Here is a 13,863-nt window from a genome sequence, read left to right as displayed (position 1 = left end):
CAATTCACTTTTCTTGAATATTTATTTTTAGAACATCATCATATAATAGCCTGACCTCAGACCTTTTCTTCGGCAAGTTAACAAACCACCCTCGATAGAGCCAGTAGCGTACCATCAGGGTATCTTTAAGCAATATCAATAAAAAAACGGGTACAAATAAAGTAAAGCCCATAATCACCATAAATTTTTTAAGATAGTGCCAAAGTGAACTTTTTGATGCAGGTTCAAAAATAACATTAATAGAATCAAAAAATTTCCCGGCAAAATGAATTATATTTCCAATTCCCAATGGCAGCTGATTTTTTTTAAGTCTCTTAGTCATTGCCACAATAATTTGTTTGTATAAACCTATGGGAGTATAAATAAATCTATATTTGAGAAAACTTCCTTCAGCTTTGAATGGAATTAAAATTAAAAAGGGTAAAGCCATCTGAAAAAAAATATTACTGCATAGCTCAGGGTACTGATAGCCCCATATTTTATACTTTTTACTCATTAAGCCATACAATCGATATTTATCAAACTCACTGATTACATCATCGGTTTTTTTCTTGATAGCTTGCAAGCCGAAACCTGATATCCTGGGACATCCAGGTCTATTCCACCACTTTTTTCCATTGAAGGTGCTAGTGAGAAGACACTTGTGCCATGGAATATCAAGCCATTCACAGATAGTTTTTAAAACTATTTCCGGATTAGTATGAATATCTTCCAGTTTTACAGCTTTTGAAAATCTTTCATGTTCATTGAAGTAAGGTTTGTATCCATATACAAAACGCTTATTTGGCCAACCCCATTGTTTAATATAGTCATTCAACATTTGTGAATAGGCACACTCAGCCGGATTGGCAGGAAGATAATTTTGTGTAACATGTTTAAATGAAGAAACGATCAACTGGATCGGCTCCCTGATCATATGAACAAACTTGGCATTTGGAAAATCTTCAATTAAATATTTTGCATGTAATCTAGGTAAATTATGGATAGGAAAGACTAAAACAACAGGTTCATCTATTTTACGGCCTAAAGCTTTTGCATAAGAAAAATAAATTGCAATAAAAAATGACTTTCGAGAAGGATGCTCATCCCTGCCGACTATATGACTTAGTGTATTTTTGAAAATCTCCTCGGAAACATAAATTGTCTCATCCATATTCTCTCCCATTTGATGCAGGCCCAATGCCTTTACAGCACCTTCAGGGTGAAACCAGAAATTATATTCATCAATGAAGGAATTAATCAGGGAGTCTGTACTCTCATCTCCATGTTTATCCCAAAAGTAAAAAAAATTATGAATATAAACAGTGGGGAAAGAAAGTATATTGGGATGTCCATCCAGGAGGCTCTGTAATAGCAAGGTGCCACTGGGTCCATAATTCTGAACTGCTAAAACTGATACATTAGTTGAAATATTCATAAATTAATTCTCATAATGTCATAGATAAGGAAGCAGTCCCGAATAAAAAATGGATTCATAAGTAATCCATTTACTCATAGATGACATATTATTCATTTTTATAGTTTACTATTTATAGTAGCTTTTATTGATTTAACATCCAACCCTATCTTCTCCCTAATATCATGCAATGTCCCATACCAGCTACAGAATTCATCGGGTAAACCGTGGTAAGAAACGGTCAGATCCGGGATTGCACAAAGCGCCTCATAAAGCCCAAATGCATCATGGATAACCAACATTTTTGTATTTTTAAATTGTGAAATTATTTTTCTATCGATCGGCTTGATTGTATTAAAATAGATAAGGTTAACATTAAGGTCCTTGCAGGCCTCTAATACATTCCCAAGGACCGGACCAGCCGTAACAACGGTCAAATCCGCTCCGGAATCTTTTATTACACAACCCTTACCGAATTCAACAGGGGCATCTATGTCATGAGGATGGTCTGAAAGCCTGAAGTAAGTCGGTTTGCCATTGTTGTACCGGCTTCTAAGCAGAATATCCAGTTCCTTTTGTGACCCTGGCTGAAGCACCTCCATCCCGGGTAACAATCTCAATATGGCCAGATCGGTATAACAATGGTGTGTCGCGCCGTCCCATGCATAATCAAAGGATGCGCCACAGGAAACAATATTCCCCCCAAACCCGTTGTAACAAAAATCCAGTTTAATCTGTTCAAAACTCCTTTCCGTTATAAAAGGAGCAATGGTATGAACAAAGGGAGTAAGACCCTGCGAACCCAGACCGGCAGCAACGCTGATAAGCGTATTTTCGCATATGCCCATATTGTAAAACCGGTCAGGATATTTTGTATTAAATTCGTTAAAAAGATAAACACTCACATCCCCCAGAATCATTACAATATTTTCATCCGTCAAGGATAGATCCATTATGGTATTTTTAAACTGTTTCCTCATCGAGCTCCCTCAACAATTTTTCAAGTTCTTCATCACCGGGCGACTTTCTGTGCCACTCATATTGATTTTCAACTAACGTTTTACAACCATAGCCCTTAACCGTATTTGCGACTATAACTTTAACGTTCTCACTTTGTTGGTCAATTTCATCTTCAAGCTGACCAAGGTCATGACCATTTACCTCCCAAACATGACAACCAAAAGCTTTGAAGCGATCAGCAGGCCCGGTAATTTGAAGTCCTCTACCGTGAGACATATTGTTATCATAGATTATTGTCAAGTTGTTTAAGTTAAGGTTCACAGCAACCATTATCGCTTCCCAAACGGTTCCTTCGTTGGATTCACCATCACCAATAACTACAAAGACCTTTCTATCCTGTTTTTTTAACTTAAAAGCGAGGGCAATACCAACGGCAATTCCTATCCCATGCCCCAAAGATCCTGTTGACGCTTCTGCACCGGGAACCTTAAACCTGTCTGCATGACAGCCAAAGTCAGACATAAAGTTTCCGAATGAGTACACCCTTTCTATATCGAAATATCCGAATTTGGCAAGAACCGAATAATGTCCCAATGAAGCGTGACCTTTACTGAGAAGAAATATATCCCTTCCTTCCCAATGGGGATTTTTCGGATCATGATTCATCCTTCCATACACGGCATACATTATTTCCACAATTGAAAAACATGTGGGAATATGACCATGGCCGCTTGCATTTGAGATTTTAAGTATCTCTCTCCTTATGTCTTTACACTCCTGTTTCATTCTACCTCTATATAAGATATTCTTGATGTCATGGGAAACCTCTGAACCCGAACATTATTCAAGCCCAACGTTTCCCGCAAAGCAACAGTTTCACCGGGAAATATATCATCGCAAAGCTCGTCAAAAACCAGGATGCTTCCCTTGCAAATATGTGGTTTGATTGCATCCAGGGCAGCCCTGGTCGGCGCATATATATCAAAATCAAAAATAGCCAGTGAAATAATTGTCTCAGGGTGCCTTTCAAGATAGGCAGGAATGGTTTCAACAGCATTTCCCTTTACCAGCTCATATCTTTTCAAATGTGCCATGGGGTTAAGTTTCTCCTGCATATCCAGAATTGAGTCCAGATAATTCTCATACCCCGGTGAGACAGAAAATGATCCATCACTGCACTTGCATTTTTCTCCATCTTCTTCAGCCATCCCGATAAAACCCTCAAAGGTATCAAAGCCGACAATTTTTCTATGCCGGTTAAAAGGCTCAAATATGCCTCGCAGGGCAGACATCAGAGAAAGGGTCTGGCCCCATCTGACGCCAAATTCAGCAATAATACCATGATTATTTATAATTTTTTTGTAAATCTCGTAGAAGAAAAGAATTCTGGAAAGATTTTTTGAACTTAGAAAAAGCCCCAGATTTGGAAGAATTTCATCATCAGGCAATGGCGCATCTTTAAATCGGCCAATAAAATGCTTCAATACCTCCTTTTCATCTGTACTGGAAAGAACTATTGCATCATGTTTTTCAGTCTTCATTTTTTCCACCAACTCCTGTTTTTTATCCACCATTCGGTAGTTTTTTTAACGCCTTCTTCAACCGTCATAACAGGCTCCCAGCCAAGCGCCTTCTTCGCTTTGCTGCAATCAAGACCTCTAAAGTTTATTGTCGTCGGTCTATCTGAAACATATTCGATCTTTGATGGTGAATGTCCGGAATACTGCAGCGCCCATTGAATAACCTCTCCTACGGTTGTACGAAGACCGGAACCAACATTGAAAATATCAAACTTTATTCTATCATTATCCAGCATCAACATAATTGCCCTTGCAAAATCATCAGAATAGATAACATCCCTTGTCACATCAGAACTTCCCCATACTTCAAATGGGTCCATCTTGTCTGCTGCCTTACGGATAATAGCCGGAATAAAGTTTGATGTTTTTGGATCAAACCTGGCATAGGGGCCAAAAATATTGGCAGCCCGCGCAACAATTACCTCCATTGCGTAATTTGTATGCCAGAATTTACATATTTTCTCAATATATCTATTAACCCAGCCAACGCCATAATAGGCCGAATGAGGGTCCTTGTTTAGATCAAGTTCATCCTCTTTAATCTGTCCGTCAAATTCCTGGTACAGCGAAGCAGTACTAATAAAGATAATCCGATTAACACCTTCAAGGTGAAAAGCCTCCAACATGCGGGAATTCATAATGACATTTTCATTCACATATTTCCAGGGCTCAGATGTCAATATTCCCGAACCGGCAGTAAAAGCCGCCGACATAATCGCACCATCACACCCTTTTGCCATCCGCCTGCAATCATCAAGAGATTTCAGATCACCTTGAACATATTCCACTCGTTCATGCTCAAAAAAAGGAGCAGTATTCGAATAATATGCCGCCCTTACTCTTGCTCCGGGATGATTGTTCAGTATGCTCTGCATGATGGCGGTTCCAGCCAACCCGGTAGCGCCGGCAAGAAAAACCTTTTTATCGTCTAGGTACATCCTTTTCTTTCGAAGGAAACATTTTCATATCTTAAATAATTAATTTTGGCGTTTTTTTTAGCCCCTGAAAAGATAGGAACTGATGACCGCAACAGGTGTCGTTACGTAAATTTCACCACTACAAATCTTCTTTTTCACATCATCAATGCCAAGAGATACAATTCCCTCAACTTCTTCATCATGTGGCAGCCTTTTCTCATATTCCTTTTCACTGAGATGCACCCTGAATACATAAATCAAATTAGGATTTCGATTTGGAGAGACAGAAAGCGGCGGCATGGGAATAAAGCGAGATTTATCAGATATAACGATACCCGTCTCTTCTGCAAGCTCTCTCGCAGCACCATCCTCAGGTGCTTCTCCTGCAAGCATCCCGCCTGCAGGCAATTCAAGGGGGCAATCATCCAACACCGGGCGCCTTACTCTTATCATAACAACACTACTATCCCCAATAATGGGTAATATCATAACTTGCGGCAATCTGTTCTCTACCGTAAAATATCCGCCACGATTTCGAACGGTAAACCATTCATTCGAATATATATCTTCAACAGGCTGAAGATCAGTGCATGCTGCTCTCGTCAACCTTGAATCCATAGAGTCTCTCCAATTACCGGCAAGTCCCCTGCCTGACTCATCACCTGGAAAAAGGCAGTTGGACATGAATTTACAGCGTGACCTGTTGCTTTCACAGCGCTTTCAAAAAATCCTGGCTTCACCCATTGCCTGAGCGGGCATTTTTTGGAAGTGCGGTGAAATCAAGCACTTGCGCGAGAAACCATGATCCAACTGCTGTTTCCAGGACAATTACCTCGTTAAAAAACTTTCACCGGAGTTGACCCGAGATCGCCAGTAATCGAGCAAATCCTGCATTGTTTTTTCAAAGGGGATTTCAGGCTTCCATCCCGTATGATTTTCAAATTTAGCAGTATCCGGTACCTGCAGGTCTGCATCTATGGGACGCAACCTGGCAGGATCTGTTTCAACCTCAATCCCCTTATAAGTAGAGATGGAAATCAGAAAATCAAGCATTTCTCTAACGGCACAGGAATACACGCCCCCGATATTATAGGATTCACCAGGATTCGGATTCACCGTAACAAGCATATAATAAGCCCGAACAGCATCCCTCACATCAGACCATGTTCGTAAAGAGTCCAGGTTTCCTACCTTGATTACCGGTGGAATCTTCCCGGCTTCAATCATTGCAATCTGTTTTGCAAAAGTAGATTCGGCAAAAACATCTCCACGCCTTGGGCCCGTATGAGTAAACATTCTGGTAACCATAACCTGCTGCCCATAGGCCTCGGCATGATACCTGCCGATCAGGTCTGTTCCCACCTTGGAAATGGCATAAGGAGAAGCAGGATGAAAAGTACACTCTTCATTTATTGGCAGTTTCTCCTTTGGTACACGGCCATATACTTCCGAAGATGAACATACATGTATTACCGGGTCCAGACCCGGACAACGCCTTAATGCTTCCAGTAACCGCTCCGTCCCCTGTATGTTTGTATCCATCGTATCAAGAGGGGAGGTAAAACTGGTCTGTGGATAACTCTGGGCAGCCAGGTGAAAAACAAAATCCGGCTTCACCTCTTCTACGACATTTTGTAAAGATATATAGTCCCTTAGATCACCATAATGAAAAAAAAGACGGTCTCCCTCGTTGGCTCGATCAAGGAGGTGCATAAGATTGTCCTGGGGGCTTCGCCAGCGACACATACCGTGTATGTCCCAATCGGTATGCTCAAGCAGGTAATCGGCAAGGTGCGAACCAACCATCCCCGAAACTCCGGTTATTAAAGCTCTTTTATTCTTATCACCCTTCATTTGGTTCCTCTTAAAATATTGTTATTGCAAAAATTTAACGGCATCTAACAGGGAGTTGCTTGCAAAATCCGCGATACTTATTTTTTTGCCAATTCTTATTGTTTTAACGCCTGCTGAGTTACCTGCCTTTATATCCTTTTCAGAATCACCAACCATATAACTCTTTTCAAGGTCAATCTCTATATCCACCTTTTTAAAATCGGCTAGTGCATTGGAAATCATGCCTATTTCAGGTTTTCTGCACTTACAATTATCATCAATATTATGGGGGCAGAAATAAATGGAATCAATATGACCACCATGCTTTTGTATTTCACTTACCATTTTTTCATGGATTCCCCTCAATGTATCTTCATCAATTATATTCCTGGCTATACACCGTTGATTTGTAATAATAATAATTAAATAACCTTTACCCTTAATATTGCTTACAGCCTCAAAAACACCGGGTAAAAAAATGAATTCCTCCCATTCTTTAACATAATCATCTTCCGGCATTTTTTTATTAATAACACCATCACGATCCAAAAAAACTGCTGCCTTTTTTGTCATAATTTTAATTCATTTTATTTTAAAAGACCATCAAAGGGATAGAAAATTATCATTCAGACAACAAATCTTCAACATCTAACCCTAAATAACTTATTATTCCCCTATCTATGCCATTTTTTTCCAAAGAACTAACCAGAGCGTTACTTCTCTTCAAAGAAGTAACGAGAATTTTATCTTTTTCAATAGCATTTATTATATTTAGCGGCCCCACCTCATGATTAAAAAAAACCTGCCCCACCCCCTCATTGTCAACCACCCCCACCAGTTCCAGTGGTGTTTCCTGCATAGACAAGTAGGCAATTTCAGCAACCTCATCAACGCCGCAAAATAATACCTTCCGCACCCCTTCTTTATCCATTTCAAGAAAAATCTTTCTAAAATCCTTCCTGACTGTTGTATATAGATTTGTAAAATAATGAAGATGCTGGTAGGTAAGCCGCGTTTTTTCCGTCAGCCCTTTTGGGGTAAGAAGATATTTGTAGCGATTTTTGGGGAAAGCTTTAACCCTTAGATAACCTTTAGTAACGAAGTTTTTTATATAGGAATTAACAAGCCCTACTGCTATACCGAGCCTTTTGCTCAAGTCCCTCTGGGACAAGGGTTCATCTTTTGATATTTCTTCAAGAAGTTGGAGATAGCGATAGGAAGTTTCATTGTTATTTTTACTGTTCATATTATGAACATAATAAATATATCTCGACCCAAAGTCAACAGAATAAAGTGATTCGATTATGCTGATCCGGCTGTCATTCAAGTAAATTGACTTTTTACTTTCCCTGCAATTCCATCACACTCAAAAAACGACTGAAATGAATTGTATAGTTGGCTAATGAGTTTTCGGGAATAAACACACTATTACCCTTACTCTGCCGAAACGGTAAAGTTGATAATGAACGCGACAAGTGATGAGTTATCAGGGAAGGGCCGAATCATTAGTCCGGTATCTTACCGGTTCGGAAGAAAGAGACAAAAAATTTTTCCTGTAAGAAAGTTCGTTCTTATGGAAAAAAAACCTTCACAGTTTTTTGTAAACTCGGAAATAACTTCGTAAATGTGATCAATACGATAGAAACTGTTAATGCCGTTGCGAAGGAACTTTCGCGGTTTATGGATGAAGTTCAGGTAGAATAAGGTTTTTAAGTAATCACCTGGCAATAATTTGCCAATCATCCTGAGAATAGTTATCAAGGGCGATCTGTCTTTCATAATACCCCTTCATTTACTATTTTAAAATGGTTCACAATACGGAATTATCCGCCCATCTTATACAATATATGACTCATCAGTTTCGGATTCATAAGCTTGTATAACCTTAGAGGATGAAAATAAGAAAGGAATATGTTGACCGGCGCAACACAGGTGAACCAGCACATGGGATGATCACCTTTCTTAACCTTTCTCCTGAGATCATCAGCTTTTTGAGAGAACCAAACCTCCTTAAAAGACGCATCCATCAGGCTCCCCATTTTCTCAAAGGCAACGGGACAGGAATAAACATCGCCATTGGGGTGGATCTGAACTGTTGTATAGGCGGCAACACAGCGAAACTTATAAAGTTCCGCAGGGTTTTCTATGAAAGTGCCAAAGTATTTGAAATAGTCCTCCATCATGGGAAAAAGATGGCTATAATCTCTCATGAGCTTACCCAACTCTCTGTTGAAAAGGGGGATATTTTCATGGCTCAATTTAAGTTCGTCAGGCATATAAAAACCCATCTCATCACAGCTATGGGCAGGCTGAATCGTTATGCCGTCTACGCCGGCCTCACAGCAAGCCCTTACAAGTTCCGGCAGCTCGGAAACATTTTTATTATTTACCGTGCAATTAATAAAGATCTTCGGCTTTTCATTTCTTTTCTCGCGCAATAACTTAACAGCTTTAAAGGTTTTTTCAAAGCCGCCCTTTATTCCCCTGATGTAATCGTTGGTCTCCGCCCTTCCGCCATCAAGCGAAAAATAGATCATATCGAGATTGGAATCGATTATTTTCTCAGCAAGACTTTCCTTGATCAAAAGCGCATTACTGTTCAGACTCACCGTAAGCCCCAGGCCTTTGGCAAATTTAATCAAATCACACATATCTTTTCTTAGAAAAGGCTCACCGCCTGAAAAGGCAACACTGAACGTTCCCAGGGCAGCCAATTCTTCGAGCAGCCTTTTCTCTCTTTCAAAAGGCATGATCTCCCGGCCCTCTTTCTCTTGCCACCGGTCACAGGTAAGACATTTGGAATTGCAGCGCCAAAGCACATCCCACTGGACTTTAAGGGGCCCCGCAGTGGGCTTAATGCCGCCACATACAAACTTCATAATATTAACGGATTGCCTGACTTTCTTTTTCATTTCTTTATTAGACCGTAGGCCTTCTCCACTTTCTTTTTGAAACTGCCGTAACTGTAATTTTCTTGAACCAGCTTTTTACCGGCCCTTCCAATACGCTCTCCCAGTTCACTATCTTTAAGCACCCTCATTATGCCCCTGGAAAAGCTTTTATGGTCCGCATTGACAAGTATGGCCACATCATCAGTCAAAACCTGGGTATGAGTAAGCATCCTGGTGGCAACAACCGGCTTTCCTGACTGCAGATAAGTATATATCTTCATGGGGGTGTTTGTCCCCTTGTTCCGGGGCGAAACAAGCAAGTCGGCCATCTCCATGAAGAGCGGCATCTCTTCAAGAGGCCTTTTTCCCAGAATCAAAACATTCCTTTCAATCCCCATAGATTTGACAATACTTGATTTTTCACCGACCTGATCACCATCTCCTCCGACCAATACCAACTTTACCCGGGGAAAGTCGGTTACTATATTTGCAACAGAGGCCAATAAAAGATCAATACCCTGGTATGATTCGAAGGTCCCCGTATACAAAATGACCTTGTTTTTTGTTAGACCCAGTTGAGTCTTTAAATGTTCAACCTTATCTTTCATGGAGGGATCAAAAGGTTCCACATTAGGAATATCCTCCAAAAGCACAACCGGTTTGTCCGGAAAAACCAAATGAACCTTCTCCATGAGAGCCTTGCAAACAGCCAGAACCAAATCCGCATGTCCAATCGTCTTTTTTTCAAAAAAACCGACTAACCGAAGAAGGGCGCCGTTGCTCCAGAATGGGGACGTTGAATCCCTCAACTGATCCGGCATACTTGAATCCATGTCGTATATAAGGGGCTTATTATAGAAACCTTTAAGAAATATCCCCATTGTAGCTGCCTCTTCTACGGCATGAATACAGTCGTAGCTGTTTTTTTTCAGTAAATTTAATGCTTTGATAAAGACAAAAACATCAAGGAAAACTTTGGCAAGGGACTGCCCTTTTTTAACCTTTTTAATAAAGGGAAAGGAAGGCGTTCTAAAGTGTTTTACTCCCTCTATGCGCCGGTCTTCGCCTAAATGATAGGTAACCAGATCGATGCTGTGACCAAGCTCTCCAAGCGCCTTGAGAACCTGAAACACGGCCAGGGGAGTACCTCGTTTTTCCATAAAAGGCTGAGGGGCCAGAAAAAGAATATTCACTATGAATCCGCGCCTGACGTTACACCCATGGTTTCTTTAATCACATATATGGGCTTTCCCTGCGATTCATGGTAGGTGCGCACATTTATCTCCGCAATAAGACCGATAGAAATAAACTGAACCCCCATAAAAAAAATGAGTACCGACAACAGGAAGAGAGGGTTCCTGTTCATGCTTAGCCCGTCAAAAAACTTCATATACAGGGTTAATCCAAATGAAAAAAAACTGAAGGCAAATGCGCTAAACCCGAGTTTGCCGAAAAGCCTTGTGGGCATAGTTGAGTAACTGAGAAGAAACTTTACCGCTATAAGATCTAAAATCACCTTGAATGTTCTCGATATGCCATACTTGCTCTTACCAAACCGCCTCGGTAAATGATTGACGGGAACTTCAGTCACTTTTGCTCCCGCCCAGCTTGCGAGAGCAGGAATAAAGCGGTGCATTTCACCATAGAGCCTTAGGTTCTCAATGACTTCATGCCTGTAGGCCTTTAAAGAACAACCATAATCATGCAATGCCACACCTGTGATTTTCGATATTAGTCTGTTAGCAATCATCGACGGGAGCTTCCTGCTGATGAATGGATCTTTCCTGGATTTCCGCCAGCCACTGACCACATCGTATCCTTCTTCTATTTTCGCAACAAGTGTCGGAATGTCGCCGGGATCATTCTGAAGATCACCATCCATGGGCACAATAACGTCCCCCTTTGCATAATCAAAGCCCGCTGCCATAGCGGCAGTCTGACCAAAGTTACGTCTGAATGATATCACCTTGACACGGGAATCCTGTGAGCCAACCTCCTTCAAAAGACCGAATGTCTTATCCGTGCTGCCATCATCGACAAATATGATTTCATATTCCGAAAAACCCCCATCCAGTGACTCCGTCACTTGCCTGTAAAGAGGATTAACGTTATCTTCCTCATTATAAAGTGGAATAACGACACTTATTCTCTGTTTGCTTTTAGTTTTTTTCATTCTTTTTTAATTCTTTTAATTTATTCCCGGCAATTGTTTTCCACCTCATATCATGACTTCTTTTAACATATTCCTGTAAATATTTAACAGCTTTTTTTAACTTGCCACTCTTTTCATAGACAATTCCAAGACCATAATAAGGAGAGTCAAAATCGCTATCATACCTTAAAGACCTCATAAAGTTGGCCTCAGCCTCTTTTAAAAAACCTTCATCGTATGCAATATAACCCAGGTTAAGGTAAACATAGGCATCGCCTCCCCCTTTTTTTATAACCTCATTATAATACTTTTTGGCAACCTTGTTTTTACCTGCCCTGTAAAAACTATTGGCAAGAACAAGGGGTACGGCAGGAGAGTCAGGCCACCTTTTAAGTCCCTCCATAAAAAAAGCGGTTTTTTCTTTTTCACTTTTCCCTGTTTCTTCATAAAGTTCTGCAAGAGCGACAAAAGCATTTAAGTTATCCACATAATGAAGGTGCGTTTCCATTTCTTTAATGATCTTTTTAGATGCACCCTCTCTTTTTGCACGCCTTACCGCCGCTTTTAAATTCAAGGTTGGCCTGAAATATCTGATGCTGTATCTTTCAATTAGTTCGGCATTTTGAGGGACCCTTTTTAAATATATTGAACAGCATTGATCCCAGAAAATGAGAGCCCAGTTCTTTTCAGGAAAAAGAATCTCCGGTGGAAACTGGCTCCTCATGACAATGCCATAATTAACATTATACTTTTCCATAAAGCCCGGCTTATGCATCTCCTCATAAAGCTGCCCAAAAATGGTTGTCCTGTTATCATAAAAGACCATCCTCCCGGGATAGAAGATCCATTCAAGGTATCCACCGAGCGCTTCCGTATTAAACATATTCCCCGGAAGATCGTTATTTGAAATAAACTTTGCACTATCAACAGGCGTATAATCTTCATTCAGCCCAAAAGCAAAACGGTATTTCCCCATATCTTCAAAAAACTTTAAATGCAGGGTGAGCCCCAGCAGCAGGATCAGGAAAAAACCTGCTATCTTTTTGCCCACTTTACTTGTCCTTACAAACCCCTCAAGAAGGGATGCAAAAAATGGGAGCATAAAAATATTGAACATGCCAATAGCACGGTTGTATCTAAGGGCAAGGATGAGAAACGGCAGGGCCACAGCCATATCGACAATATCAATCCTTTTATAATAAAAAATTACCAATAAAAAAATGGCCGTGAGAGAAAACCAGAAAAGAGGAAATTCCTGAAAGGCGGGAGGAAGAAATTCCGTTCCCATGGCGGCCATATAATTAACCGATACCCCCTGTAAATCAAGCTTGCCCCCCATGCCAAGCCACTGGCTATAGGGTTTAATGCCGTTAGGATTGACCAGGGAACCTGCCAGCAGCCCAAACAAGCCCAATAACAGCCATTTTACTCTCCTCAATATTTCTATACTGAACAAAGTCCTCTCCACAAGGATTTGCCTGAGGGCTTCCGCTAAAATGAAAAGAGAAACAAGAAAGGGACCAAAAACAACACCGGAATGAAAATTAACCCAAAGAAGACCAATGAAAGGCAGCAAAAAAAGTATTTTGGGACCCTTTATTCCCCGAACATATCGCTCTAAAATAAAATAGGTAAGCGTAAGAAAAAAGTAAGTAATCAGATGAGGGCGTTCCAGATACCTGAAAAGGCTCGATAAAAGCATCAAAAGAATTAATGTAATTATAACGCCTTTATGATGGCCCCTGTCATTCAGCACTTTCGTCATCATAAGGGCAATACCGAAAATCAATAGCGCCTTCATTAAAATTAAGCCCTTATAACCGGTGAAGGAATAAACAATATAAAAAGTCAAGCCCGTCAGCCAGGTGTGATTAAACCAGGGCTGACCATTTCTCGTATGGGAAAATATTTCTGTAGATAAATAGGCTTTTTCTAAAAACTGAACTTTACCAAAAGCCAGATGCCAAAAGAGATCATAATTTGCGATGGGAAAGACAGCGATAAAAAAAGCGGCAAAAGAAACAAAAAGGAAGATAAGCTTATCATGCTTCCTGCTTTCTGCACCTGGATTAGTCATTTATTAACCCCTTTTAAAACCGGTTTTTTGATCAAACAGTTTCTTTTTTGAAGGCAT

14 protein-coding genes are annotated in these 13,863 nt (G+C 40.4%); all 14 read right to left on the bottom strand.

Translation table 11 applies throughout. The features are described 5' to 3' along the window. Positions 1-4: 4 nt before the first annotated feature. The 14 genes from OEV42_00255 to OEV42_00190 all read right to left on the bottom strand — a co-directional run bounded on the left by OEV42_00255 (position 5) and on the right by OEV42_00190 (position 13,806). A complete protein-coding gene (locus tag OEV42_00255; protein MDH3972680.1) occupies positions 5-1,417 on the bottom strand; it encodes a sulfotransferase in 1,413 nt (470 codons plus the stop codon). Positions 1,418-1,515: 98 nt separating this feature from the next. Further along, entirely contained in the window at positions 1,516-2,349 is an 834-nt protein-coding gene (locus tag OEV42_00250; protein ID MDH3972679.1) for a hypothetical protein, read from the bottom strand. Positions 2,350-2,359: 10 nt separating this feature from the next. Beyond that, a complete protein-coding gene (locus tag OEV42_00245) occupies positions 2,360-3,142 on the bottom strand; it encodes a transketolase (protein MDH3972678.1) in 783 nt (260 codons plus the stop codon). Beyond that, positions 3,139-3,897 (bottom strand): crotonobetainyl-CoA--carnitine CoA-transferase, encoded by a 759-nt coding sequence (locus OEV42_00240; protein ID MDH3972677.1) that lies wholly within the window; start codon positions 3,895-3,897, stop codon positions 3,139-3,141. Before OEV42_00240 ends, OEV42_00245 begins: the two co-directional genes overlap by 4 nt. After that, the gene (locus OEV42_00235; GenBank protein ID MDH3972676.1) at positions 3,894-4,874 is read right to left on the bottom strand and encodes an NAD(P)-dependent oxidoreductase; all 981 of its coding nucleotides are present in this window, start codon (positions 4,872-4,874) and stop codon (positions 3,894-3,896) included. Before OEV42_00235 ends, OEV42_00240 begins: the two co-directional genes overlap by 4 nt. A gap of 57 nt (positions 4,875-4,931) precedes the next feature. Beyond that, complete coding sequence (locus OEV42_00230) at positions 4,932-5,537, bottom strand: NUDIX hydrolase (protein ID MDH3972675.1); 606 nt, start codon at positions 5,535-5,537, stop codon at positions 4,932-4,934. Between the two features lie 144 nt (positions 5,538-5,681). Then, a complete protein-coding gene (locus OEV42_00225) occupies positions 5,682-6,707 on the bottom strand; it encodes a GDP-mannose 4,6-dehydratase (GenBank protein ID MDH3972674.1) in 1,026 nt (341 codons plus the stop codon). Between the two features lie 21 nt (positions 6,708-6,728). After that, positions 6,729-7,259: an HAD family hydrolase gene (locus OEV42_00220; GenBank protein ID MDH3972673.1), complete on the bottom strand. Its 531-nt coding sequence runs from the start codon at positions 7,257-7,259 to the stop codon at positions 6,729-6,731. Positions 7,260-7,308: 49 nt separating this feature from the next. After that, complete coding sequence (locus tag OEV42_00215; protein MDH3972672.1) at positions 7,309-8,013, bottom strand: winged helix-turn-helix transcriptional regulator; 705 nt, start codon at positions 8,011-8,013, stop codon at positions 7,309-7,311. Between the two features lie 191 nt (positions 8,014-8,204). Continuing rightward, complete coding sequence (locus OEV42_00210) at positions 8,205-8,465, bottom strand: hypothetical protein (protein MDH3972671.1); 261 nt, start codon at positions 8,463-8,465, stop codon at positions 8,205-8,207. A gap of 44 nt (positions 8,466-8,509) precedes the next feature. Beyond that, entirely contained in the window at positions 8,510-9,598 is a 1,089-nt protein-coding gene (locus OEV42_00205; GenBank protein MDH3972670.1) for a radical SAM protein, read from the bottom strand. After that, the gene (locus tag OEV42_00200; protein MDH3972669.1) at positions 9,595-10,770 is read right to left on the bottom strand and encodes a glycosyltransferase family 4 protein; all 1,176 of its coding nucleotides are present in this window, start codon (positions 10,768-10,770) and stop codon (positions 9,595-9,597) included. The genes OEV42_00205 and OEV42_00200 overlap by 4 nt, the downstream gene beginning before the upstream one ends. Further along, positions 10,770-11,750 carry a glycosyltransferase family 2 protein gene (locus OEV42_00195; protein MDH3972668.1) on the bottom strand — a complete coding sequence of 327 codons (981 nt, stop codon included), beginning with the start codon at positions 11,748-11,750 and terminating at the stop codon, positions 10,770-10,772. The genes OEV42_00200 and OEV42_00195 overlap by 1 nt, the downstream gene beginning before the upstream one ends. After that, complete coding sequence (locus OEV42_00190) at positions 11,737-13,806, bottom strand: tetratricopeptide repeat protein (protein MDH3972667.1); 2,070 nt, start codon at positions 13,804-13,806, stop codon at positions 11,737-11,739. The genes OEV42_00195 and OEV42_00190 overlap by 14 nt, the downstream gene beginning before the upstream one ends. Positions 13,807-13,863: the final 57 nt, after the last annotated feature.

This window comes from Deltaproteobacteria bacterium, from assembly GCA_029860075.1.
Taxonomy (GTDB): Bacteria; Desulfobacterota; JADFVX01; order JADFVX01; family JADFVX01; genus JAOUBX01.
Note: the sequence above shows the minus strand (reverse complement) of the source record. Positions and strands in the feature narration are given on the sequence as shown.

Coding starts and splice junctions, on each gene's coding strand:
- OEV42_00225 (MDH3972674.1), bottom strand. CDS start 6,707: ATGAAGGGTGATAAGAATAAAAGAGCTTTAATAACCGGAGTTTCGGGG.
- OEV42_00235 (MDH3972676.1), bottom strand. CDS start 4,874: ATGTACCTAGACGATAAAAAGGTTTTTCTTGCCGGCGCTACCGGGTTG.
- OEV42_00190 (MDH3972667.1), bottom strand. CDS start 13,806: ATGACTAATCCAGGTGCAGAAAGCAGGAAGCATGATAAGCTTATCTTC.
- OEV42_00195 (MDH3972668.1), bottom strand. CDS start 11,750: ATGAAAAAAACTAAAAGCAAACAGAGAATAAGTGTCGTTATTCCACTT.
- OEV42_00255 (MDH3972680.1), bottom strand. CDS start 1,417: ATGAATATTTCAACTAATGTATCAGTTTTAGCAGTTCAGAATTATGGA.
- OEV42_00205 (MDH3972670.1), bottom strand. CDS start 9,598: ATGAAAAAGAAAGTCAGGCAATCCGTTAATATTATGAAGTTTGTATGT.
- OEV42_00210 (MDH3972671.1), bottom strand. CDS start 8,465: ATGAAAGACAGATCGCCCTTGATAACTATTCTCAGGATGATTGGCAAA.
- OEV42_00250 (MDH3972679.1), bottom strand. CDS start 2,349: ATGGATCTATCCTTGACGGATGAAAATATTGTAATGATTCTGGGGGAT.
- OEV42_00220 (MDH3972673.1), bottom strand. CDS start 7,259: ATGACAAAAAAGGCAGCAGTTTTTTTGGATCGTGATGGTGTTATTAAT.
- OEV42_00245 (MDH3972678.1), bottom strand. CDS start 3,142: ATGAAACAGGAGTGTAAAGACATAAGGAGAGAGATACTTAAAATCTCA.
- OEV42_00230 (MDH3972675.1), bottom strand. CDS start 5,537: ATGTCCAACTGCCTTTTTCCAGGTGATGAGTCAGGCAGGGGACTTGCC.
- OEV42_00240 (MDH3972677.1), bottom strand. CDS start 3,897: ATGAAGACTGAAAAACATGATGCAATAGTTCTTTCCAGTACAGATGAA.